The organism is Exiguobacterium sp. QJM3NY_9 (assembly GCF_056173545.1).
Map to the genome: position 1 here is coordinate 2,319,457 of NZ_CM149679.1, position 23,737 is coordinate 2,343,193.

A 23,737-nucleotide genomic window follows, 5' to 3' on the forward strand; every position below is an offset into this window, starting at 1 on the left:
CAAAAAAGGCAAATGCACGAGTGTACATTTGCCTAAAAGGTGAACTTAGAATTTACCTTTTTTGATCGCAAGACCAATTTTCTTCAGTTCAAGGAAATGTTTGTTGTCGATGACTTTTTTCATGAATGATGCGTTACGACCATAAATCTTCTTACCGAAGACCATACCGATCCCATCTTTATGACCAAGTGATGCGACTGTTCCTTTATTTTCATATGTGAACGTAGATGTTTCACGTCCACCGATGAGTGCTGAAATGTTTTCAGCGACTTTATGCGCTTGTTGTGTCGCGATTTGTGCTGTTGGCGGGTATGGACGGTTTGAACTTGGGTCCATGACTGCTGAACAGTCACCAATCATGAAGACATTGTCATGTCCAGGGACACGAAGATCTTCCTCAACGACAACACGGTTACGCATTGCTTCGAAACCTGATGCCGCAACGACCGGGTTCCCACTGACGCCACCTGTCCAAATGATTGTGTTCGCTTCAATCGTTTCTGTTGTATCACCTTGGAGTGGACCAAACGTAACCGTTCCAGGACCACATTCCTTGATGCCGTTACCGAGTTTGAACTCGATCCCTTGGCGCTCAAGCCATTTGTGTGCGTAGTTGACGAGATCCGCATCAAATCCAGGAAGGACAGTCGGAGCTGCCTCGATGTTGACGACACGCACGAGTTCGCGTGGGATATCGTATTGTTTACAAAGCTCTGGAATCCGGTTGACGAGCTCACCCATGAACTCGATTCCTGTAAATCCAGCTCCACCGACGACGATCGTCAGAAGTGAACGATCCGTTGAACCAGTCGTTTTGTATTCTGCAAATGAATAGTCGATGTGTTCTTTGATTTTCCGGACACTGTTCAATGAGCTGATCGTTAGAGCGTTCTCTTTCAATCCTTTGATTCCGAAAGTCTCTGGAACGCCACCGAGTGCAACGACGACGTAATCGTAAGGAACAGCTCCACCGTCTTGAAGTTTCACTGTGTTGCTTGCCGTATCGACTTTTTCAACAATCCCTTTAACGAGTTTGACGCGTGAAGGATTGATGACATCATTGATATAGATGCGCGCTTGTTCTGCTGACATCGTACCTGCCGCAGGTTCATGTAACCAAGTAGTTTGGTAATGATAGTCGTGTTTGTTGATCAATGTGATGTTGGCTTGATCGACGCCAAGTTTCTTTTGAAGGTTGACTGCTGTGATCAATCCACCGTAGCCGGCTCCAAGAATAACAATGTTAGGTGTGTTCATGTTCTGATACTCCTTACGAATGGTAGTTTTGTTGTGATTTTCTTCACATTCAATTACAAATAAATGCTCAAAAACTTTGTTCAAATAATGTTCACATGTCTATAAGCCTATTGAAACACTTTTTCTGACGGATTGCAAAAGAAAATTCTAGAAATGCTGAAAAAAATGTAAGATTTCCCGTACTTGCAACACCCGCCCCTCCTACCTATATAATAGGAGTATCCAACTATAGGAGGGAATCAGATGTACCAACCATATGATGTCACGATTATCGGGGGCGGTCCAGTCGGATTGTTCACCGCGTTTTATTCAGGGATGCGTCAGATGAAGACGAAAGTCATCGAAAGTCTCCCCCAACTCGGTGGGCAACTGGCGACGCTTTATCCCGAGAAATATATATATGATATTGCCGGCTTCCCGAAAGTCAAAGCTCAGGATTTAGTCGATCGTTTGCTTGAACAAGCAAATGAGTTTGACCCGACGTATGTCCTCGGCGAAACGGTCGTCGCCTACGAGCGCCTCGAAGACGGAATCATCCGCCTCGTGACGAACAAGGGAGAACACTTCACGAAGACCGTCATCTTGACGGCAGGTAACGGCTCGTTCGCCGCCCGTCCACTTGGTGTTGCCGATGCCGAACGTTTCGAAACGAGTAACTTGCACTATTTCGTCAATGAAATGGATCGCTTCAAAGATCGTCAAGTCGTCTTACTCGGTGGTGGCGATTCCGCTGTCGACTGGTCATTGATGCTTGAGCCGATCGCGAAATCCGTCACGCTCGTTCACCGTCGCGATAAGTTCCGTGCACATGAACATTCAGTCGAACTGCTCCACAACTCATCCGTCAATGTCATGACACCGTATACGCTCGAATCCGTTACCGGTGAAGAGAGTATCGAAACTCTGACGTTCAAACATGCGGAAACGGAAGAAGTCATCGTCGTCGGGGCAGATGACGTCGTCTGCAACTTCGGTTTCGTTTCGTCGCTCGGCCCGTTAAAAGAATGGGAAGTCGAGTTTGAACGCAATTCGATTCGCGTCAATTCGAAAATGGAGACGGCGATCCCCGGCATCTTTGCCTGTGGTGACATCGCGACGTACGAAGGTCGTGTCAAATTGATTGCGACCGGCTTCGGTGAAGCACCGATTGCTGTCAATCAAGCGAAACTACTCGTCGATCCGTCCGCCCGTCATCCACAACACTCGACCAGCCTGTTCGAAAAAGTAAAAAATCATTAATGGACATGAAGAAGCGTTTCCTCGGTGTAAATCGAAGGAACGCTTCTTTTTTGCGGTTCCTAAAAAAATCTGTGTTCTTCTTTATGAAGCAACAATCGGTAAAGCAACTTGGTATACATATTCCTCTAGCTCTTTCCCACCGCGTTCAATCACACATTCGGAAACACGGATACCTCCGAGTCGTTCATAAAAGTGGCAGGCCGGATTATCCGCGAGCACGGCAATGATGAGTGACGTAACACCATGTTCCTCCAACTGACGGACGACACGGTTGACTAAGGCGCGACCGATTCCGCGCCCTTGATACGAACGCAACAAATAGATCGCTGACAGTTCGCCTTCCGTCGATTCTGTTTGATTTTGCTTGCCGTGGGCAAAACCAATCAAACCTTTTGCGTCGACAGCAACAAAAACAAGTCCACCAACTAACAATTCCCGCCATGCAGCGGCACGCTTTTCTGTCGACAACTGATCGAGGTAGTCGTCAGGAATGATGCCGCGGTACGTCTCTTGCCACGCTGAAACATGGACGTTCGCGATTGCTTCAGCGTCGTCTACTGTCGCTTGGCGTATCTGCATAACTATCCTCCCTCAAATTAAAAATCATCCTAATCAGAGTAGGATGATTAGAATGATGTTAAGACAGCTGGACATTGAATCGTCGTACACGTGAACCGTCTTCTTTCATAAATGACTCCAGTTCTTGACCGCCGTTCGCCTCAATCACGCGACCGGACGCGATGTTGTCTGCACTGCACGTAATCAAGACCGATTCTAGTCCACGTTCTTTTGCGACTTCAAGTGCTTGACGCAGACCTTCTGTCGCGTAACCGCGCTTCCGGGCGCTCGGCCGAATCCCGTATCCGATATGACCCCCGATTTGTTTTAAACCATCGTTTAAGTCATGACGGAAGTTCACAGCACCGACGATTTGTTTCCCGTCGTAAAACCAATACGTCGAGTGCGTCACCCAGTTCTCTGGAGCCGTCAATGCCTCTTGTTCCTGCTCCTCTAAAAAGTCAGCGAGGGGTAAAAACGTTTTGCTGACGACACTCGGGACAATCGGTTCCCCGGATTGTTCCCATTCTGCCAGAAAGTCTAAATACTCCGTTTCGAGATGGACGGACGGTTTTACTAACGTAATCATTTGTGATTTCGTACCTCCTCTTCAATGAGTCGATCGAGCCACTCGTCGACGTGTTGGAATAAATAGCCGGCTTTTTTCGCTGCTGACGTATCCATATAGAAATCACGTTCCGGCGCCAGTGGTGATTCATCGTCGCCCGTCGTCGCGAACGTTGATTCCGTTCCTGCGACACGGTCAATCTTATCCATCAAATCTTGAATCGATAACACCCCGTCACTCGCTGCATTGATCGGTCCTGTCATCGTCGAACGACCACACCATTCAAGGAACGAGGCCGCTTCATAGCTTGAGATATATCCCATCTTCGCATAAAGATTTTCAGCAACCACAGGAGTCCCTGCGAGCGCACGTTTCACATGGAAGACGAGACGTTCCGTGTAATCATCCGGTCCTAAGACGACCGGGAAGCGAACGGCGATAACAGGAAATGTCGCCCGTTGAAAGAAATAACTTTCTGCTTGGCGCTTTCCTTCCCCGTAATCATGTTCCTGTTCCAAGTCATATTTCCCGGGAAACGGATTGAAATCCCGCTCTGAAAGATTTGCTCCTCCCCCGTCATAGACGGACATCGTCGACGTTAAGATGTAGCGTCCGACCTTTCCTTCGAATGCATCGACGGCAAGTTTTGCTTGATATGGATTAAAACAAATATTGTCGTAGATGATATCCCAGTTTTGACTCCCTAAATCTTTCATCGTACTACTTGACGTCCGGTCCCCTTTAAAGAATGTCAAGCCCTTCGCGACAGGTGGCGTATGTTCCCCCCGTGTGACGAGCGTCACATCATCGCCGGCGTCAGCGAGTCGTAATGCCAGGCGTCTTCCAAAATAACGTGTCCCACCAAAAATCAACACTTTTCGCATCGATAGTCCTCCTTAATGATGACGTACTCATTCCGTTGCCTTACTGTCTTCTCTACCCGATTCTTAAAATCCTGTATCGCACGAAAAAACAAAAAAACGCGGACTCTGAGGTCCACGTTGTGAGTTAGCAACCACCGGGTGTCCCGGCGTTCGTCGCTGTTCTGAATGATGTCCCGCAGCCGCATGTCGCGATTGCATTCGGATTCGTGATTGTGAATCCGCCACCGAGCATCGATTGTTTATAGTCAATTTCTAATCCTTTGACGACCGGATAGTCTTTTTCATTGACGATGACATTGACACCATGTTGCTCAAATGTCAGGTCCGTCTCCTTTTGGCTATCGAAACCCATTCCGTAGGAGAGACCACTGCATCCGCCACCTTGAACGAGCATGCGGAGATTTCTTTCATCGTCCGGCGCTTGTTGCATCATCTCTTTGACTTGAAGAGCAGCTGCTTCTGTTAATTGGATCATGTAATCACCTTCCCTTTTTCTATAGTATACGCAACTTTACGTAGATTCGAAACCTAGTTGCTTGAAACTATCTTGAATTCGTTGTATAAATGAATTGTATCAAAAAAATTAAATCGTTCCATCTTCAGGGCAGGGTGAAATTCCCGACCGGCGGTAAACAGACTTTTGTCTGAAGCCCGCGAGCGAATAGGGCGCTATTTGCTGATTCTGTGTGACTCAGGAGCCGACAGTATAGTCTGGATGGGAGAAGATGGCGGCATGTATATAGACTTATTCCGATTTTGCACATTTCGGATAGGCTTATTTTATTGCGGACTTCTCCCCTGTTGAATCTTATTCAACGGGGGTTTATTTTGGACGCAGTCATGCCAATACTTCATCGAGAGGAACGAAAAAAAGGAGATTTTACTCGTATGAAACGCACTCAAAAAATGGTCACACTCTCAATGTTAGGTTCAATTTCATTTGTTCTTATGTTACTCAACTTCCCACTACCCTTTTTACCGAACTATTTAAAAATCGACTTCAGTGATGTCCCGGCGTTGATTGCTGCTATCATGTTCTCACCGGTAGCGGGTGTAATCGTCGAAGCATTGAAGAACGTTCTCTATTATATTTTCCGCGGAAGCGGTGTTCCGGTCGGCGAACTTGCAAACTTTGCAGCGGGTGTTGCTTTCATTCTTCCTGTCAGCTGGTTCTACCATAAAAAGAAATCAACGCAAGGTCTTGCAACCGGCTTAGTCGCAGGAACAATTACCATGGCACTTGGACTTGCGATTCTCAACTATGTTTTGATCCTCCCGGCATATGCTTGGTTCTTCGGGATGGACTACATGCTTGATCCGGCTGTCAAATGGACAACGATCATCGCTGGTATCTTGCCGTTCAACATCATCAAGGCCCTCTTCATCTCAGCACTCTTCATTCCGCTGTTCTTAAAATTAAAACCTTGGATCAACCGTCGTCAACAAGCTGCATAAGTCCTAGGCGCGCCCGCCGACCGACCGACAAAATCCCCCACTTCATTTGAGGTGGGGGATTTTTTTAGAGTTCATTTTCTTCGATTTTAGCGTAGATGTTTTCTAACAGTTCTTCCGGTGTCTCTCCGATGACGGTCTGGCCGTCAACAAGACAAAAATGATCAAGCGAGCAGATGCCGCAGTAGCCAAGACAACCATACTCGACGACATCGACATTCGGGTCGCGTTCGAGTTGTGACATGACGACTTGTGCCCCTGCCGCTAAGTTACTGATACAAAATTCAATAATGGGATTCACTTTTTTTCCTCCTTTAAGCAGGAATTTACCTTCCTCTTGTCGTATTATACAAGGTCAGACTGATTTAGGGGAACTAAGGGGGATTTTAAGTTATGAAGCAACTAGTCGTTTTAGGTGGCGGATATGGCGGAATGCGAATTTGTGAACGCTTCAAGGATGAAGAGGTCGCCGTGACGCTTGTCGATCGATTGCCGTATCACGCACTAAAGACCGAGTATTACGCTCTTGCAGCAGGTACATTATCCGATCGTGATGTCCGGATTGAATTTCCGGAGGGGAAACATCTCACATATAAATATGGACATGTCGTTAACATCTCGCCAGAGACGAATTCTGTGTTCTTGCAAGACGGGACAGAACTTTTTTATGACGATCTCATCATCGCATTAGGTTGCGAAGATAAATACCATAACATACCGGGTGCTCAAGAGTTTACTTATAGCATTCAGACACTCGAAGAGTCACGCAAAACGCATCAAGCGATTTGTGGACTGTCGCCAGGCGCGACGGTCTCGATTGTCGGTGCCGGTCTCTCGGGTGTTGAACTAGCAAGTGAACTCCACGAAAGTCGCAAGGACTTGAAGATTCGTTTATTCGATCGTGGTCCATCTGTCCTATCGTTCTTATCTGATAAAGTATCCTCTTACGTTCAGGAATGGTTCGAGGAGCATGACGTCGATGTCATCAACAATTCGAACGTCACCCTCGTCACAGCAGATGATGTCCGCAACGGTGAGGACGTCTATCCGACGAACTTAACGATTTGGACAGCCGGAACGCAACCCGTCAAAGTTGTCCGTGACCTCGGATTTGAAGCAGATAGCGGTGGACGGATTAAACTAGCGGAGCATCATCACGTTCCGGAATACGATAACTTGTTCGTCATCGGTGATTGCGCGAGCCTTCCGTATGCACCAAGCGGACAGCTCGCAGAGCATCAAGCGGATCAAGTCGTTGATGTCCTTGAAGCGAAATGGGCCGGAAAAAAACTTCCGAAATTACCGGAAATCAAATTACGCGGCATGCTCGGGTCACTTGGGAAATCAGACGGATTCGGAATCGTCATGGGCAAACAGGCCCTGACGGGAAAAGTGCCACGCCTCCTAAAATCAGGTGTCTTATGGAAACATAAAAAGATTAAATAAACGCAAAATCCCCAAAGTCCGTTTAGGCGCTTTGGGGATTTTAGGCTGTATACACCTCTTATGTAGAGTAAAGAGGCTTACATGCCTCTGCTTTCTCCTCACCTTTTCTTACACCGGCCTAAAAAGCTTTTCATTTCGTTGACTCCTGCGGGTAAAAGCGCGTTGTTGCGCGCTGCCGAGAGGCAGGCAAGACCCTGCTCGTTGTCCGTCAGGATCAAGGAGCAACGGCTTGCGCCTCGCCCGAGGAAAGCAACGAAGAAGAAACAAGCTTTGATCACCCCATACTACTTTGTCTACACGCTGAAACCCCCAAAGTCCGCTTAGGTACTTTGGGGATTTTTAAACGTCAATGAAGTTTACTGCGCAGCCTGATTCAATTTCAAATCAATCGCACGCGTGACTTTTTTCAGTTGAACATACCCTTCGTCAATCATTTCGCCATCGAGTAAGACGAGTGGGTAAAAATATTCGTCGTCTTTTAAAGCATCCACCCAACTGTCACGTGTCGTCGTCTGTTCAAAATCGACATAAACAAATGTTAACTCCGTTTCATATTTTCGTCCAAGTACAGCCTGTAACCAGCTGAACGTCTCTTCCGAACTCGGTGCCCCGACACAGCTCGGACACGTCACAGCTGCCCCATATACCTTGATTTCCATCAGATATCCCCCTTCTTCCGTTTACTCTTTCTCAGTATACAAGTTTTCCAGATTGAGAACATTTTTCAACCCTGTTACAATGAATTTATAAGAAAGGATGTGTTTACGCATGGAAATGTTTGATCAAGTGAATGAAGTCCTCGAAAAATTGCGTCCGTTCCTTCTTCGTGATGGAGGAGACGTTGAGCTCGTAGATGTTGAAGATGGTATCGTTAAACTTCGTTTGATGGGAGCTTGCGGCAGTTGCCCAAGTTCGACAATCACATTGAAGGCTGGTATCGAACGTGCCCTGCTTGAAGAAGTAGCTGGCGTCGTTGAAGTAGAACAAGTCTTCTAATTCGAAAAAAACCCCCGATGACATCCGTCGTCGGGGGTTTTTTATGGTTATAAAATCCACTCGGCAAGCGAATCGACCATGTACGTCGGCTGAACATCCTGCCCTTGAATAAAGACAGGCGTATGGACACCCGAGTTGACATGCATCGTCCGAATCCCACCATTGATTCCGAATAAGATATCCGTATGGTAGTTGTCACCAACCATGATGACATCTTCCTTCGCAAGACCAATCATTTCAGCAGCGATGTTGACCATGACCGGTTCCGGTTTTCCGATGTAGAACGGCTCTTTTTCTGTCGTCACGCGTAAAACCGACGTCAAGGCACCGTTTCCTGGTAAGAAGCCGCGTTCTGTCGGAATTGCGATATCGCCGTTCGTCGAGATGAATCGTGCTCCTGCCCGAATCGCCAGTGCACCGATCGCTAACTTCTCATACGTGATTTGACGATCGAGTCCGATGACGACGTAATCCGCATGCTCATCGGCAACGACTTGAAGTCCTTGTTGTTCTAAGGCATCGAGCAACCCGTGTTCACCGATCGCATAGACGTTTGCACCTGGGTCGAGTTCTGCGATGTAGCGACCTGTCGCCATCGCACTCGTTAAGACATGTCCTGCATCGGAATGAACGCCCATGCCGCGTAGTTTTTCAGCGACTGCCTCTGCTGTCATCGATGCATTGTTCGTGACGAACAGGTACGGCACGCCTTCTGCTTGCAAGCGATTGACAAAATCAACGGCTTCTTGAACAGGTTCTGTTCCGTTATACATCGTGCCATCTAAATCGAATAAATAACCTTTCGCTTTCATCCTGACTCACTCCTCGTTTGGTAAAAATGCCGAGACGGGTCCGAGTTCTGTCTCTAAGTATTGACGGACCGCGGACGGAAATCGACGAAGCTCTATTTCTTCTTCGCTCAAGACCGTCCGGACTTCTGCTGTACTCGACTTCGTAAACTCACGGACGATCGGTGTCCGCAGTGCGACGATTCGTTTTAAGCTCGTCGCGAGTTCTGCGTCAATCACCCGCTCGTCTTCTAAAATCAATACGATATCTTCATAACTTCCCGGATCACGCATGATGAAACCATCAATCATACTATTTCCGATATCAATGATACTTTCGATGACTAAAAACCCGATCCGTTCCAACGCTAAAGCTGTCGTCACCGCATCCCCCGTTAACTCTTTGCTTTGACGAAGCGCTGTCTCGAAACAAATCACCGTTTGTTCAATCTTTTCCCGATTCACGAAATACATCTAGCATTCCCCCTCACATCTTCCATTTTAGACCTATCGGCGGTCCATGAAAAGCAGAAACGCCATTTGCATCACATTCCTCAATGTGTTATCCTCAATTTAGATTTTTACCCAAAATAGTATGTCACATTAAGTGACTTGGAGGTTATTTATACATGGAACGGGAACTTGCATTAGAAATCGTCCGCGCAACAGAGGCTGCTGCCCTCGCATCTGCAAAATGGATTGGTCGCGGGAAAAAGAACGAGGCAGATGATGCCGCAACGACAGCGATGCGTGAAGTCTTGAATACGGTCAATATGACAGGAACAGTCGTCATCGGAGAAGGTGAACTCGATGAAGCACCAATGCTGTTCATCGGCGAACAACTCGGCACGACAAATGGTCCGATCGTCGACATCGCAGTCGATCCGCTCGAAGGCACGAACATCGTCGCAAAAGGACTCGGTAACGCCATGGTCGTCATCGCTGTCGCAGACCAAGGCGCACTCTTGCATGCTCCTGATATGTACATGGATAAATTAACGGTCGGTCCGAACTTAAAAGGACATGTCTCGCTCGACGATCCACTCGAAGTCATCATTGAAAAGGCAGCTGAACTGAACAACAAACGGATTGAAGACGTAACGGTCATCATGCAAGACCGCCCCCGTCACGACCACTTCCGTGAAGCCGCTATGCGGATGGGCGCCCGCGTCCGGTTATTCGAGGACGGCGATGTTTCTGCCGGAATCGCCCCCCTTTCACCGGCAACAGGCATCGACATCTTCATCGGAACGGGCGGTGCACCGGAAGGCGTCATTACCGCTGCTGCTGTCAAAGCAATGGGTGGCGACATGCAGGCACGCTTACACCCGATGGATGACGAAGAGACAGCCCGTGTCATTCGGATGGGACTTGCTGATCCGTTACAATTGTTGACGCTCGACGACTTAATCAAGAGCGACGATTGTATCTTCGCGGCGACAGGTGTCACGACCGGTGAAATGCTCGACGGGGTCAAGTTCATCACGGACGATATCGTAGAGACGACGTCGCTCGTCATGCGCTCAAAAACACGGACCATCCGTAAAGTCATCGCGGAACACAGTCTGTCGCGCAAACCGTACTTGCAAAATGTTCCCCAAACCCTTTAATCTGAAAAGAGACTAGGAAATGAGGGACTTTACACGTCATGATGGAAGAACGCGATTTTTTATATGATGATGTCGAACAGACGAAAACACGGTTTATTTGCTGGATTGGTGAAACGAGCCGGTTCGATTTAGCAATCACGCACTCGGAACATTTTTTCGGAAAGATTTTAGTGCTGAATTTACTCTCGAACCGCTTCGCAATCATCGGTGCCGATGATTTTGACGAACCGGGTTATATCGCTCATGCCTTCGACCTCGAGGAAGACGCAGCTGATGAACTCGAACGGTATTTAAGTGAATACATTGGTCTCACATGAAAAAAAGCAGCTCCATCCGTGAAGGATGGAGCTGCTTTTTAAGCATTTTAGATGAGACGATCATTGCGTTCATTCAGTGTATTCGGTCCACTGAACACATTCGTATTGTCTGAATCATCATGAGCTTTACGCTCTGAATGCTGATCTGCCTCGTCCCCGACGAGCAAGACGAATTGATGGTCTTCGACTGCTTTGTTTGCACGGTCGACATCTTCTTTACTTAAGCCACTCGCTTGCAACACATCTGTATGCGTCGTCGAAGCAGCTTCTTTCTTTTTGAAGATCCCTTTGATCTCATGCCATAGGTTCATATGCTCTTCTTGCGACAGCTTCGTTGACGTCTGGTGATTATGCAAATCTGCCATGTCTTCGATTTGATCTAAGTCATAGCGGTCATGGGCAACGACTTTTAAGTCCGTTGAAATGACTCCGGCGACACGCAAATCATGAACAGCACTAACGATTTCTGGCACAGTTTTATAAATCCCGACGATTCTCATGGATGGTTCCCCCTATAGGTACGTGATACTTATAGTAATAGCCGAAATCAGCCCATCAGAAACGCTTTTAAATATGTCTTTTTGATTACTGTGCTTCTTCAGTCGGAGAAAATTTACGTTTAAGCTTCAACGTATTGGCCGAAGATCCGTCGAAGCGAGGTGGTGCTTCTTCTCCTTCTACCGGCTCCATCCGCTTGACGATGAAATAAGCACAGCCGAAATTACAGTATTCATATAAATAATCCGCAACATGCGAAATCTTCGTATCAAACGTCGCCTTGATGTGATCGTCATTATAGAAGCCACGTAGTCGAAGTTGACCGTGCCCCCAATCTCCGACGATGTAATCATATTTTTCGAGGACATCACTGAATCGTCCGATGAAAGCTTCCTCATTGAAACCTTCACGCTTTTCTTCGACGATTTCATATCGTTCGCGATTGACTTGTATCATTTTTCCACCCCCTGCTCCTATTATCATAGCATATTCATTTCTGAAAACGAATCTCCGCGCAGACGAAAAACCGTCCCAGTCGGCTACTGAGACGGTTTCATTTACTCAATCGATTGGTAAAGCAGCTTTATTCTTTTTCGCTGCGTTGACTTGTTCATCCGCATGATAAGAAGAGCGGACGAGTGGACCGGCTTCACAGTGTGAGAAGCCTTTGCCAAGCGCAATTTGTTTTAGTTCAGCAAATTCTTGTGGTGTATAGTATTTGATGACATCCAGGTGTTTTTTCGTCGGTTGAAGATACTGACCGATTGTCATGATATCGACGTCGTTCGCACGAAGATCATCCATCGTCTGTAAAATCTCTTCCCACGTTTCACCAAGTCCTAACATCAAACTTGATTTCGTCGGGATTTCGGGAGCAAGCTCTTTTGAACGGCGAAGGAATTCGAGTGTCCGGTCATACGTTGCTTTTGCACGGACCGTCGGTGTCAAGCGTCGAACCGTCTCGATGTTATGGTTCATGATGTCCGGTTTCGCTTCAATCAAGGTTTGGAGCGCATCAAAGTTTCCACCCATATCAGATGGCAAGACTTCAATCGATGTCTCCGGGTTCATCCGTCGTACTTCACGGACCGTTTCGGCGTAAACTCCTGCCCCGAAGTCATTCAGGTCGTCACGTGCTACTGCCGTGATGACTGCATGTTTCAAGTTCATCAGACGAACCGATTCTGCGACACGTGTCGGCTCTTCTAAATCGAGTTCATTCGGACGTCCTGTCGTCACAGCACAAAAACGGCATGCCCGTGTACAGATACTTCCAAGAATCATAAACGTCGCCGTCCGGCGAACGGCCCAGCACTCATGGATGTTCGGACACTTCGCTTCCTCACAGACAGTATGTAGCTTTTTTTCTCGCATCATACTCTTAAGCTCTGTGTAGGTCTCGTTCGTGTTCAACTTGATTTTTAGCCATTCTGGTTTCCGTTGAATCTCTCCTCTAGCCATAAATACACTTCCCCCTTCATCCCCCAAAAAAGTCATTTATTTTCTGTTTCAGTATACCAAACAATTATCGTTTAGGGGCATGCAATTCAGTGAATTCTGACTTCTCCGATAGCCGGTTAAATAGCAAATCTCGTAAAAGCTCCGGCATGAAATACTGTTTCGGCATGTCTTTGATTGCTGGGAAGAGAGGTCCAAACGTAAACATGTCTGGCATCGCGACCGTGTAGTGCGCCGACTCGTCCAGTGTGGCTAAAACGGAGTCACGTCCTGCGTAATGCATTTTCCCCATCAATTTCCCGCGAAACCCGAGTCCACGGACTTTTAACTGTTCAAACTGATTCGTTTCGACTTCTTCCATGAACGTCATCAGTTGCCGTCCTGTCATCGTGACATTACACGGATTGATGGGATGCGGACATAACCGGTGCAGGTCGAAGGAAGAGACAGGACCCGGAGATAGCGAACCGAGCAACATACCAGCCGGGACACAAGCAATATCTGCTTTACACCAGTCCTGCATCGTCTCTGCTAACAGTTGGGAGAACGGTGACGGACTAAACCAGTCATTCGCTAGACCTGATGTCCTGCCAATCGGTTGTTTCATCACTTTTTCAGCCGCATATTGTTCCCGGTCGAGTAATCCGGAACTCGCTTCATCCGCCGCATAGTCGTGGAGCGGGTGCAAGACGGCTTCTTTTTCACCGGTATCCGTGTTGAGATAAATCTCACCTGCGTATTGACCGTGCTTACCGGCTTGAGCAATCAAGACACCATTCTTGACGACACCATCGTCTAAGACATGATGCGTATGGGCTCCGATGATTAAATCAAGCTCCGGGAACCGTTCTGCCAGTTCCTCATCCTGATAAAATCCAAGGTGACTCAAACAAATCAGGACGTCGACCTGTCCGCGAAGCGACTCGATTTCACGCGCTGCTGCTTCGAACGGGTCTTCGATTGTCCACCCAAGCAACTCATACAGTTCATAGTAAGGGGCCGTCAGACCAAAGACTCCGACGTTACCGGTCGGAAGTTCCTGAATCATGCCAGACTTCGCGAACGGTGCTGTCATATTCGAGACGAGTACAGGGAACGTCGCTTCTGTATAGAGTGCCGCAAGCCAGTCATGGGGAAACGTGATTCCTTCATTGTTTCCGATCGTCACGGCAGTCGGTGCTAACTCATTTAAGAGATGGGTATTGATTTTTCCTTGCGTCGCTTCCGTCGCCGGTGCGACACGGTCTGCATGATCCCCTAAATCAAAGACAAGGGAGTCGTACGTCCGGTGTTCCTTGATGAACGACATATAGCGAGGCCACATATCAAAGTGTGAATGAAGATCATTATAATGGATGACGTGTAACTTCACGCTCAAAGCCTCCTCTAAAATTAAAACAACGAGATTTGCCGGGGAGCGAGTTCATAATCGAGATTAAGGATCTCAATCAGACGTTTCGCATTCGGCGCGGCATCGCCTGCTGAATTGTTATTAAAGAAAACATACACGTCTTTCGCTTGTCCTGCAAGCGTCCGGACATGTTCTGCTAATTCTTGTAATTCTTCTTCCGAGTACCGGTATAAACAACGGACCTTCCGCCAGTCGTCACTGCTTTGTCCCGGCTTTTTCAGCCAGCCGTTTTTGTTCCGACCATGCAAGCGGACGAACGCTGTTTCTTGCGTGACGACAGGAACAAACGGGACGGAACCGTCTTCTGTCTGCGGCTCATCACAAATCGTATGAATGAACTGATGCTCTGCTAAAAAACGAAGTGTCCGTTCCCGATATTCGTCGGAGTACCAGGACGGATTTCTGAATTCAATCGCAACCGGGAGTCCCGCAAGCGATTTACGAACAGTTTGCAAGTATTCAAGGTGAACTTTACTAACGTCGAACCAAGGTGGCAGTTGGACGAGAATCGCAGCAATCTTCCCGCTCTTTCGCATCGGCTCAATTGACGCGATATATTGTTCGAAAATCGGACCGAGCGGATCTTTGTTGTCCCGATCGTGCCCGCTCATCGCCCGGTGTACTTTGACGATGAAGCGAAAGGCGTCCGGTGTTTCTGCGACCCATTTTTGATAGTTCCGTTCCGGTTGAATCGCATAAAACGTCGAATCGACTTCGACTGCCGGAAAATGTCCCGCGTAGGCAGCCAGTTTTTCTTTTCGGTCTTGCGGTGTCGGATAGAGGCTATCATGATCCCCCCAACCGGTCACGCCGACATAAATCATCCGCTTATCCCTCCTTACGACAAAAAAGACCTATCGCTTTTTTTGACGCAGGCTTTTTTGCACTGTCTATTTTCTTATCATATCACAGCTAAATCGAAAACTTCTTCTCGAAGATTGTCGTCAGCGTGTTCGTTCGTATCGAAGGACAACACAGCCGGAAGAAGCAAAGTGCCGTTGTTCGACGAGGCGTAAAGCAAGTGGTTGGTCGAGTCGTCCAAACATCCGTTTTCCGCCTCCGAGCAGGACAGGATAGACGACAACATGGTATTCATCAATCAAGTCACGTTGCATGAATTGTGCAGCAAGATTTGCGCCACCGACGGATATCCGTTTGCCGGGCATCCCCCGTAAACGTTCGACTTCTTCTTCAATCGTCCCTGTTGCAAGTCGGGCATGCCCATCGACGTGCGTCAATGTCCGGGAGAAGACAATCTTCTCGATTCCTGTCCAAATCAGTGCATAGTCACGAATTTCTGCGACTTCTTCCGTGTCGCTTACGTTCGACCAAAACGGATGCATCATTTCATATAATTTCCGTCCATAGAAATGTGTATCAAACTGTTTTTCGTAGTCATTGAAGTAACGATGGAGTTCCTTGTCAGGTGTAAAGGGGAGTAAGCCTTGCCCATCTTCGAGATAGCCGTCAAGCGATACTTGAAATGAGTAGACAATCGGTCGCATCGGTCATCCTTCCTTTCGAGAGAACTGTTTCTTACTCTCTACCCGTTGTCGGAAAGAACAATCAACAATATAAGACCGTATGCCAGACGGATTGTCCGCTCGAATAAGGAGCAATGGCTTGCCCCTCGCCCGAGGAACGCAACGGAAAAGGAAGAAGCTTATTCTTGTCCACCCCTGCTTTGCCTAAAAAAGTACGAGACCAGATTTTGATCTAAACGAAATCACGCGCCTCACCCGATTCCTAAAGGAAAACGGATAAAGCGCGTGATGAGTGTAAAATTCTTTTTCGGAGTTAGATTATCCGATCGAACCTTCCATCTCGAACTTGATGAGACGGTTCATTTCGACCGCATATTCCATCGGCAATTCTTTTGTGAATGGCTCGATGAAGCCCATGACGATCATTTCTGTTGCTTCTTCTTGTGAAATCCCACGGCTCATGAGGTAGAACAATTGTTCTTCCGAGACCTTCGATACTTTCGCTTCGTGTTCAAGCGAGATGTTATCGTTGAGGATTTCGTTGTACGGAATCGTATCCGACGTCGATTGGTTATCCATGATGAGTGTGTCACATTCGATGTTCGAACGCGCTCCGGTCGCTTTACGGCCGAAGTGGACGATTCCGCGATACGTAACTTTCCCACCATGTTTAGAAATCGATTTCGAGACAATCGTTGACGACGTGTTTGGCGCAAGGTGGATCATTTTCGCACCCGCGTCCTGGTGTTGCCCTTTACCCGCGATGGCAATTGATAATGTCATCCCACGTGATCCTTCACCTTTTAAGATGACGGCCGGGTATTTCATCGTCAATTTCGAACCGATGTTACCATCGACCCATTCCATCGTCGCGCCGGCTTCACAGATCGCACGTTTCGTAACGAGGTTGTAGACGTTGTTTGCCCAGTTTTGGATCGTCGTGTAACGGCAATACGCGTTTTTGTTGATGAAGATCTCAACGACCGCCGAGTGAAGCGAGTTCGTTGTGTAGACCGGTGCCGTACATCCTTCGACGTAGTGCACAGATGCTTCTTCGTCAACGATGATGAGCGTCCGCTCGAATTGACCCATGTTTTCCGAGTTGATCCGGAAGTAGGCTTGAAGCGGCGTATCCATCTTGACGCCTTTTGGTACGTAGATGAATGAACCACCCGACCAAACCGCTGTGTTAAGGGCAGCGAATTTGTTGTCTGTCGGCGGAATCAATTTACCGAAGTACTCACGGAACAAGTCTTCGTTCTCTTTGAGTGCTGTATCGGTATCTTTGAAGACGATCCCTTGATCTTCAAGTTCACTCTTCATGTTGTGGTAAACGACTTCTGATTCGTACTGTGCCGAAACACCTGCCAAGTACTTTTGTTCTGCTTCCGGGATACCGAGTTTGTCAAACGTACGTTTGATTTCTTCCGGTACTTCATCCCATGATTTTTCAGCACGTTCCGATGGCTTCACGTAATACGTGATATCGTCAAAACGAAGATCTGATAAATCGCCACCCCAAGCTGGCATCGCTTGTTCGTTGAAAATCTTAAGCGATTTCAAACGGAAGTCGAGCATCCATTGTGGTTCTTCTTTCATTTTCGAGATCGTTTCGACGACTTCTGTCGTCAAGCCACGTCCAGAACGGAAGATCGAGATATCGCGATCGTGGAAACCATATTTATAATCGCCAATTTCAGGCATGTTCTTAGCCATGTTCATTTCCTCCTCTTACTTACTGACCGAAGTTACTTGCCTTCTTCCACGCCACGTTCGAGCGCTTTCCAAGCAAGTGTCGCACACTTGATACGTGCTGGGAATTTCGTCACACCGGAAAGTGCTTCTGCGTCCCCAAGATCAAACTTCTCATCATCATAGTCTTTCCCTTGAACCATCTCAGAAAAGATTTCTGCGAGTTGTAATGCTTCTTCGACCGTTTTTCCTTTGACGATCTGTGTCATCATCGACGCGGACGCCATACTGATGGAACACCCTTCGCCGTCAAACTTCGCATCTTGGACGATATCGTCTTCGATCGCGAGCTGTAAGCGAATCGTGTCTCCACACGTCGGGTTGTTCATATCGATCGTCACGCCTCCCTCGATCGCACCGCGATTACGAGGAGTTTTATAATGATCCATGATCACTTGACGGTACAAGTGATCGAGATTGTTAAAATCCATGACTGAAGTACTCCTTCGTTTGACGAAGTCCTGTCACTAAGGCATCGACTTCTTCTTGCGTGTTATACAAGTAGAAGCTTGCTCGTGCCGTTGAACTGGCACCGAGCCAACGCATCAGTGGTTGTGCACAGTGATGACCGGCGCGGACTGCGACGCCTTGCATGTCGAGTACCGTCGCGACATCATGTGCATGGACATCGCCGAGATTGAATGTGACGAGACCGACACGTTCTTCTGGACCATAAATCGTTAATCCATCGATTTCACGCATCTGTGCCATCGCATACCGCGCGAGTTCACGTTCATGGGCTTCGATGTTCTCTAGACCGATTTCTTCTAGAAAATCAATCGCTGCCGACAGACCGACTGCTCCCGCAATGATGGGTGTACCAGCTTCAAAACGGTACGGTGATGGTTTGAACGTCGATTCTTCAAGTCCGACGTAATCAATCATCTCGCCTCCGAATTCGACCGGTTCCATCGCATTCAGTAATGCTTTTTTACCATATAAGACGCCGATTCCTGTTGGTCCACACATTTTATGGGCAGAGAACGCCAGGAAATCACAGTCGAGATCGACGACGTCAATTTTTTGATGCGGTGCACTTTGCGCTGCATCGACGACCATGACGGCACCGACGGCATGCGCGAGTTGCGCCACTTCTTTGATTGGATTGATCGTACCGAGGACGTTCGAGACATGTGCCATCGCAACGACTTTCGTCCGATCGGAAATTTGTGCTTTGACGGCTTCAATCGTCACGCGACCATCAGCTGTCAAATCGACATATTTCAATTTCGCTTTTTTCTTTTTCGCGACTTGTTGCCACGGAATGAGATTCGCATGGTGCTCAAGATAGGTGACGACGATCTCGTCGCCTTCTTGCACATGCTCCATTCCGTAACTGGACGCGACGATATTAATCGCCGTCGTCGTCCCACGGGTAAAGATAATTTCTTCATGGTGTTGCGCCTTGATGAAACGACGTACGTTCTCACGCGCACCTTCGTACGCATCCGTCGCTCGTGTTCCGAGCGTATGGACGCCACGGTGCACATTCGAATGAACCGTCTTGTAGTAGTTGTCGATCGCTTCGATGACGACGAGCGGCTTTTGTGACGAAGCCGCACTATCTAAATAGACGAGTTTCCGGTCATTAACCTGTTGGTCAAGAATCGGAAACTGATTGCGGATGGATGCATCGATTCCCATATTAGTTTACTTTCCCTTCAATCACTTGAACGAGACGTTCCTTGACGGAGTCAATCGCAAGCTCAGAGACGACAGGTTGTAAGAAACCGTGAACGACAAGGCGTTCTGCTTCTTTACGTGACAACCCACGGCTCATCAAGTAGTAAAGTTGAAGTTCGTCGACACGGCCGACAGATGCCGCGTGTCCTGCCATGACATCATCTTCATCGATCAAGAGGATCGGGTTTGCGTCACCACGTGCCTTTTCAGACAACATGAGCACACGTTCCGTTTGGACTCCGTTTGATTTCGACGCACCATGGTGAATCATTGACGTTCCGTTGAAGATCGACGTCGCAGAATCTTTTTGGACACCGTGAATCAAGATGAATCCTTCAGATCCTTTACCGAAATGATCCGTCCGGACGTTGAAGTTTTGTTTTTGATCGCCACGACCGACAGTAACGGCTTTCGTATCTGAGAACGAATCGTTCCCGACGAGATGCGTTTTCGTTTCTGTGATCGTATGTCCGTCATTCATGTGACCGAGTGCCCATTCGAGCTTCGCACCTTGTTTGACGACACCACGGCGGTTCATATACGTGACAGCACCTTTCGCAAGCGTATCAACGCCTCCGAAAAGAACTTTTGCATTCGCTTCGACGAACACTTCCGTCACGACGTTGACGTTATGTGCTTCTTCACCGTAAGAGACGAAGCTTTCGATATACGTCAATTCGCTGTCTTGATCGGCAACGATGATTGCGTGGTGGTAAAGTGCGCCGCCTGCTTGTTCGAGCGTATAGATTGCTTGCATCGGTACCGTCAGCTTAACGCCTTTAGGTACGTACAAGAATGTTCCGCCGTTCATGAGTGCTGCGTTGAGTGCTGCGAGACGGTCTTCATTGACGTTAACGCCTTCTGTCATGAAATACTTCTCAACGAGTTCCGGATGATGCTTCATCGCATCCTCAAGCGTCGTGAAGATGACACCGTTCGTTGCTTCACTGTTTTGCGCATGGACAAGTTGTCCGTTACGCGTGATCAACATATGGTCACGGTTTTCACCGATTAATGTTTCGATATCCGGCGTGAGACCTGTTGCTGTCTCAAGATCTGCTGTGCCTTCTGTGAAGTTCCAGCCACCGATTTTAATTTTTTCTACTTTTGGCAATGCGAGCGTTGGGGCAAGATCAAGTGCATCTTGGCGCTTAGAAATCATCCAAGCGGGCTCCCCTAAGCGAGTCGCACGTTCTGCCACTGCCTCGCGATTTACGGCAAGATTCAGTTCTACAGTCATCATGCTTCCTCCCTCGTCTTACGCTTTTGTTTCGATTTCGACTTCTTCGATGCCGAGTTCTTTTTTAACCCAGTCATATCCTTCTGCTTCAAGACGGTGTGCAAGTTCTTTTCCGCCAGACATGACGATTTTTCCACCCATCATGATGTGGATGAAATCAGGCTCGATGTAGTTCAAGAGACGCTGATAGTGCGTGATGATGAGGCAACCGAACTCAGGTGAACGCATTTCGTTAACACCTTTTGCAACGACTTTAAGTGCATCGATATCAAGACCTGAATCGATTTCGTCTAGGATTGCGATTGCTGGTTTCAGCATCGTCATTTGAAGAATTTCGTTCCGTTTTTTCTCTCCGCCTGAGAAACCTTCGTTGAGGTAACGGTGTGCCATTTCGCCTGGCATTTCAAGAAGTCCCATTTGTGCGTCAAGTTGACGGATGAACTTCATGAGTGAAATTTCATCGCCTTCTTCGCGACGTGAGTTGATTGCTGAACGAAGGAAGTCAGAGTTTGTAACACCGCTGATTTCGCTTGGGTATTGCATGGCGAGGAACATTCCTGCTTGCGCACGTTCGTTAACTTCCATCTCAAGAACATCTTCTCCGTCGAGTGTGACTGATCCAGATGTTACTTCATACGTTGGGTGACCCATCAATGCAGATGCGAGTGTTGATTTACCTGTCCCGTTTGGTCCCATGACCGCGTGGATTTCGCCGCCTTTGATTTCTAAGTTAACGCCTTTCAAGATTTCTTTGCCGTCGATTGCGACGTGTAGATCTTCAATCTTCAAGTGTGAAGCCTTCATGTAGAATCCCTCCATCTATTCATTTCGTGTCTGACGATTCAGTTCACGAGAGTTACTAATTTAGTATCATTCTAATCTTAATGAATCATACCACATTATTCAAGCGTCATCGCTCATGGTTTTTTCTCAAAATGAAGCCTTTTAGTGAGAATGACTTTAAAGTGATACGACTTCTTTCTCTTCTTCCACCTTCGATCGTCTGTGAACCCGCTGTGACAGTAAGAGCAGTGGTATTCCGAGTAATGTCAAGAGGGCTAAGCAACCAAAAATCGGCAACGGACGATCGGCGCCAAAATAAAAAAGTAATTGTCCGCCGATGACCGGTCCGATTGACTGACCAATCGATGTTAAGCCCATCGCTCCAAAATAACTGCCCCGTAATTCCGGTTTCGCAAAACTATCGGTCAAGATATCCGTCATCGTGAACATCATCACTTCCCCGCACGTGAAGATGAACATCGCACCGATCATCAACCAGACCGTTCCGGCATTCCCCATGACGAATAAACCGAACGCGACGGTCGCAATCCCGACCGTAATCGAGACGAGCGGCGACGTCTTCATTCCGAACTTCATGATCGGGTACTGGACGACTAATACGGTCACGGCATTAATCGTGATCAATAAAGCAAACAAACTAGTCCCACCGGACAGTAACGTCGTCGTCGTCAAAAATTGCGGCAACGTCGAGTTGAACTGACTGTAGCCGAGAATCCCGAAGATGATACCGGCGAGGGCAAACGTGAAAGCAACGTCCGTTTTCAACAGTTGAACGGTTGCGCCGAACGAAACTTTTTTCCCGCCGTGACTCTCTGTGATCGGATACCGCTGAAACAGGATAAAAATCGCAATCCCGTACGCGAGATAAACAAAGGCTGTTATATAGAAGGTAATCGCTGTATTGCCGGCACTGAGCAATAACGCAATCCCCGGCCCGATCGCAGCCGCGACATTGATCATGGCATAACGGATGTTGAAGACGAACAGTCGATTTTTTTCATCCGTCGTGTCACTGATCAGGGCACGGGCGGATGGTTCAAAAATGGAGCGAAACACGCCGTTCAAGGCACTCAAGGTAAAGAACGCCCAAAACGTCTCGACCTGTGCCAAGGCGATGAAGACGAAAACGAAGCCGAGTGTTCCGGTCAGCATCATCGTCCGACGCCCGTAACGGTCAGACAAGGTCCCGCCGATGAAACTCATGACAAGACTCGAGACGGCTGAAATACTGAGGACCCAGCCGACATCGACCGGGCTGAACTTCAGCACCGTCGATAAATAAATCGCAAAGAATGGCATCGTGATGAACGTCCCGAGCCGTGAGAAAAATGTTCCGAGCAGGACGCCGATCGTCAGCGGATGTAACTGTCGTAAACGGTGCACCTAGAATCCCCCTTCAACTAAAAAAATAATGCATCCTTCCATTATATAGGAAGAATGCATCATTCGAGTGAATTATTTGCTGACCGGAACGACGGCCCCTTTATATTCTTTCGTAATCCAATCCTGTGTCTTTTTCTCGTGTAAGATATCGAGCAATGCCGTCACACGCTCGTCTTTTTCATCACCTTCACGCGTGACGATGATGTTGACGTATGGTGAAGACTCATCTTCAAGGGCAATCGTGTCTTCTAACGGGTTCAAACCGTTATCAATCGCGTAGTTCGTGTTGATGAGGACAGCATCGCCTTCATTGTTTTTGTACGCTTGCGGCAAGAGTGACGCTTCGATATTCGTTTTGAACTCAATGTTCTTCGGATTTTCCGCGATATCGCTAAGCTGAGCATCTGTCGTCTTACCGTCTTTCAACTTAATTAAGCCTTCGTTTTGGAGGAACGTCAAGACACGTCCACGCTCCGCGACGTTTGAGCTCGTCAAGATCGTTGCACCTTTCGGTAACTCGTCGAGCGACTTATATTTTTTTGAGTAGACACCGAGCGGTTCAACGTGGACGCCGCCTGCATTTTCAAATTTATAAGATTTGTTCTCTTTTTCCTGTTGCTCAAGGTACGGAACGTGTTGGAAATAGTTTGCATCGATTTCTTTTTCAGCGAGTGCCTTGTTCGGCAACACATAATCTTGGAACTTTTTGATTTCGAGTTTGTAGCCTTTTGCTTCATACTCTTTTTGAACGTGCTCTAGGATTTCAGCATGGGGAACGTTTGAAGCACCGATGACAAGTGTCTTCGCGTCGTCTCCTGACGACTCTTCCCCGCATGCTGCAAGACTGACTGCTAAGACGGATACTGCTGCTGTACCGACGAATTTTTTCCAAAGTTTCATGAATAATTC

At 47.7% G+C, this 23,737-nt stretch carries 28 protein-coding genes and 1 riboswitch; of the genes, 6 read left to right on the forward strand and 22 right to left on the reverse strand.

Annotated elements, in window-relative coordinates; genetic code table 11:
• Positions 1-45 precede the first annotated feature (45 nt).
• Entirely contained in the window at positions 46-1,257 is a 1,212-nt protein-coding gene (locus AC0VYQ_RS11870) for an NAD(P)/FAD-dependent oxidoreductase (protein ID WP_088837678.1), read from the reverse strand.
• A gap of 243 nt (positions 1,258-1,500) precedes the next feature.
• On the opposite strand from AC0VYQ_RS11870, the gene AC0VYQ_RS11875 reads away from it, so the two are divergent.
• A complete protein-coding gene (locus tag AC0VYQ_RS11875; protein ID WP_475403623.1) occupies positions 1,501-2,496 on the forward strand; it encodes an NAD(P)/FAD-dependent oxidoreductase in 996 nt (331 codons plus the stop codon).
• 81 nt (positions 2,497-2,577) lie between these two features.
• On the opposite strand, the gene AC0VYQ_RS11880 is transcribed toward AC0VYQ_RS11875, so the two are convergent.
• From AC0VYQ_RS11880 to AC0VYQ_RS11895, 4 genes are all read right to left on the reverse strand, one after another.
• Entirely contained in the window at positions 2,578-3,075 is a 498-nt protein-coding gene (locus AC0VYQ_RS11880) for an N-acetyltransferase family protein (protein ID WP_475403624.1), read from the reverse strand.
• Between the two features lie 58 nt (positions 3,076-3,133).
• The gene (locus AC0VYQ_RS11885; RefSeq protein WP_475403625.1) at positions 3,134-3,643 is read right to left on the reverse strand and encodes a GNAT family N-acetyltransferase; all 510 of its coding nucleotides are present in this window, start codon (positions 3,641-3,643) and stop codon (positions 3,134-3,136) included.
• On the reverse strand, positions 3,640-4,506 hold the full coding sequence (locus tag AC0VYQ_RS11890) for an NAD-dependent epimerase/dehydratase family protein (RefSeq protein ID WP_088837682.1): 867 nt from the start codon (positions 4,504-4,506) through the stop codon (positions 3,640-3,642). Before AC0VYQ_RS11890 ends, AC0VYQ_RS11885 begins: the two co-directional genes overlap by 4 nt.
• 124 nt (positions 4,507-4,630) lie before the next feature.
• Positions 4,631-4,981: a HesB/IscA family protein gene (locus tag AC0VYQ_RS11895; protein WP_029331252.1), complete on the reverse strand. Its 351-nt coding sequence runs from the start codon at positions 4,979-4,981 to the stop codon at positions 4,631-4,633.
• Positions 4,982-5,097: 116 nt separating this feature from the next.
• A riboswitch (FMN riboswitch) is annotated at positions 5,098-5,237 on the forward strand.
• Positions 5,238-5,394: 157 nt separating this feature from the next.
• Between AC0VYQ_RS11895 and AC0VYQ_RS11900 the strand changes: the two genes are divergently transcribed.
• Positions 5,395-5,961, forward strand: coding sequence for an ECF transporter S component (locus AC0VYQ_RS11900; protein ID WP_088837683.1), 567 nt, complete (start codon positions 5,395-5,397; stop codon positions 5,959-5,961).
• Between the two features lie 64 nt (positions 5,962-6,025).
• On the opposite strand, the gene AC0VYQ_RS11905 is transcribed toward AC0VYQ_RS11900, so the two are convergent.
• The gene (locus AC0VYQ_RS11905; RefSeq protein WP_475403626.1) at positions 6,026-6,259 is read right to left on the reverse strand and encodes a YuzB family protein; all 234 of its coding nucleotides are present in this window, start codon (positions 6,257-6,259) and stop codon (positions 6,026-6,028) included.
• 92 nt (positions 6,260-6,351) lie between these two features.
• On the opposite strand from AC0VYQ_RS11905, the gene AC0VYQ_RS11910 reads away from it, so the two are divergent.
• Positions 6,352-7,404: an NAD(P)/FAD-dependent oxidoreductase gene (locus AC0VYQ_RS11910; RefSeq protein WP_088837685.1), complete on the forward strand. Its 1,053-nt coding sequence runs from the start codon at positions 6,352-6,354 to the stop codon at positions 7,402-7,404.
• 356 nt (positions 7,405-7,760) lie between these two features.
• Here the strand turns inward: AC0VYQ_RS11910 and AC0VYQ_RS11915 are convergent, their stop codons facing one another.
• Positions 7,761-8,063, reverse strand: coding sequence for a DUF1462 family protein (locus AC0VYQ_RS11915; protein WP_475403627.1), 303 nt, complete (start codon positions 8,061-8,063; stop codon positions 7,761-7,763).
• Positions 8,064-8,172: 109 nt separating this feature from the next.
• Here AC0VYQ_RS11915 and AC0VYQ_RS11920 point away from each other — a divergent pair, with 109 nt between their 5' ends.
• The gene (locus tag AC0VYQ_RS11920) at positions 8,173-8,400 is read left to right on the forward strand and encodes a NifU family protein (RefSeq protein ID WP_012371190.1); all 228 of its coding nucleotides are present in this window, start codon (positions 8,173-8,175) and stop codon (positions 8,398-8,400) included.
• A gap of 47 nt (positions 8,401-8,447) precedes the next feature.
• Here the strand turns inward: AC0VYQ_RS11920 and AC0VYQ_RS11925 are convergent, their stop codons facing one another.
• A complete protein-coding gene (locus AC0VYQ_RS11925; protein ID WP_088837688.1) occupies positions 8,448-9,212 on the reverse strand; it encodes a TIGR01457 family HAD-type hydrolase in 765 nt (254 codons plus the stop codon).
• A gap of 6 nt (positions 9,213-9,218) precedes the next feature.
• Positions 9,219-9,662 (reverse strand): DUF86 domain-containing protein, encoded by a 444-nt coding sequence (locus tag AC0VYQ_RS11930; protein ID WP_088837689.1) that lies wholly within the window; start codon positions 9,660-9,662, stop codon positions 9,219-9,221.
• Between the two features lie 155 nt (positions 9,663-9,817).
• Between AC0VYQ_RS11930 and glpX the strand changes: the two genes are divergently transcribed.
• A complete protein-coding gene (gene glpX / locus AC0VYQ_RS11935) occupies positions 9,818-10,798 on the forward strand; it encodes a class II fructose-bisphosphatase (RefSeq protein WP_088837690.1) in 981 nt (326 codons plus the stop codon).
• A 38-nt stretch (positions 10,799-10,836) separates the two neighbouring features.
• Positions 10,837-11,115: a DUF3055 domain-containing protein gene (locus AC0VYQ_RS11940; RefSeq protein WP_088837691.1), complete on the forward strand. Its 279-nt coding sequence runs from the start codon at positions 10,837-10,839 to the stop codon at positions 11,113-11,115.
• Positions 11,116-11,162: 47 nt separating this feature from the next.
• Here the strand turns inward: AC0VYQ_RS11940 and AC0VYQ_RS11945 are convergent, their stop codons facing one another.
• The 13 genes from AC0VYQ_RS11945 to AC0VYQ_RS12005 all read right to left on the reverse strand — a co-directional run bounded on the left by AC0VYQ_RS11945 (position 11,163) and on the right by AC0VYQ_RS12005 (position 23,728).
• Positions 11,163-11,615, reverse strand: coding sequence for a general stress protein (locus AC0VYQ_RS11945; protein ID WP_214768795.1), 453 nt, complete (start codon positions 11,613-11,615; stop codon positions 11,163-11,165).
• Positions 11,616-11,700: 85 nt separating this feature from the next.
• Positions 11,701-12,069, reverse strand: coding sequence for a YutD family protein (locus tag AC0VYQ_RS11950; RefSeq protein WP_029331264.1), 369 nt, complete (start codon positions 12,067-12,069; stop codon positions 11,701-11,703).
• 105 nt (positions 12,070-12,174) lie between these two features.
• A complete protein-coding gene (gene lipA / locus AC0VYQ_RS11955) occupies positions 12,175-13,074 on the reverse strand; it encodes a lipoyl synthase (protein WP_088837694.1) in 900 nt (299 codons plus the stop codon).
• A 64-nt stretch (positions 13,075-13,138) separates the two neighbouring features.
• Positions 13,139-14,443: a bifunctional metallophosphatase/5'-nucleotidase gene (locus AC0VYQ_RS11960; protein ID WP_214892345.1), complete on the reverse strand. Its 1,305-nt coding sequence runs from the start codon at positions 14,441-14,443 to the stop codon at positions 13,139-13,141.
• Between the two features lie 20 nt (positions 14,444-14,463).
• Positions 14,464-15,306 carry a DUF72 domain-containing protein gene (locus AC0VYQ_RS11965; protein WP_159173439.1) on the reverse strand — a complete coding sequence of 281 codons (843 nt, stop codon included), beginning with the start codon at positions 15,304-15,306 and terminating at the stop codon, positions 14,464-14,466.
• A gap of 120 nt (positions 15,307-15,426) precedes the next feature.
• Complete coding sequence (locus AC0VYQ_RS11970) at positions 15,427-15,987, reverse strand: dihydrofolate reductase family protein (RefSeq protein ID WP_475403628.1); 561 nt, start codon at positions 15,985-15,987, stop codon at positions 15,427-15,429.
• A gap of 297 nt (positions 15,988-16,284) precedes the next feature.
• On the reverse strand, positions 16,285-17,682 hold the full coding sequence (gene sufB / locus AC0VYQ_RS11975; protein WP_028105809.1) for a Fe-S cluster assembly protein SufB: 1,398 nt from the start codon (positions 17,680-17,682) through the stop codon (positions 16,285-16,287).
• 32 nt (positions 17,683-17,714) lie between these two features.
• Entirely contained in the window at positions 17,715-18,149 is a 435-nt protein-coding gene (gene sufU / locus AC0VYQ_RS11980) for a Fe-S cluster assembly sulfur transfer protein SufU (RefSeq protein ID WP_029331275.1), read from the reverse strand.
• The gene (locus tag AC0VYQ_RS11985; RefSeq protein WP_029331277.1) at positions 18,139-19,362 is read right to left on the reverse strand and encodes a cysteine desulfurase; all 1,224 of its coding nucleotides are present in this window, start codon (positions 19,360-19,362) and stop codon (positions 18,139-18,141) included. Before AC0VYQ_RS11985 ends, sufU begins: the two co-directional genes overlap by 11 nt.
• A 1-nt stretch (position 19,363) precedes the next feature.
• On the reverse strand, positions 19,364-20,641 hold the full coding sequence (gene sufD / locus AC0VYQ_RS11990) for a Fe-S cluster assembly protein SufD (RefSeq protein ID WP_088837698.1): 1,278 nt from the start codon (positions 20,639-20,641) through the stop codon (positions 19,364-19,366).
• 18 nt (positions 20,642-20,659) lie between these two features.
• On the reverse strand, positions 20,660-21,445 hold the full coding sequence (sufC, locus tag AC0VYQ_RS11995; RefSeq protein WP_012371204.1) for a Fe-S cluster assembly ATPase SufC: 786 nt from the start codon (positions 21,443-21,445) through the stop codon (positions 20,660-20,662).
• A gap of 156 nt (positions 21,446-21,601) precedes the next feature.
• On the reverse strand, positions 21,602-22,828 hold the full coding sequence (locus tag AC0VYQ_RS12000) for an MDR family MFS transporter (protein WP_088837699.1): 1,227 nt from the start codon (positions 22,826-22,828) through the stop codon (positions 21,602-21,604).
• Positions 22,829-22,900: 72 nt separating this feature from the next.
• Positions 22,901-23,728, reverse strand: a complete 828-nt coding sequence (locus AC0VYQ_RS12005) for a MetQ/NlpA family ABC transporter substrate-binding protein (protein ID WP_088837700.1) — start codon at positions 23,726-23,728, stop codon at positions 22,901-22,903.
• Positions 23,729-23,737: the final 9 nt, after the last annotated feature.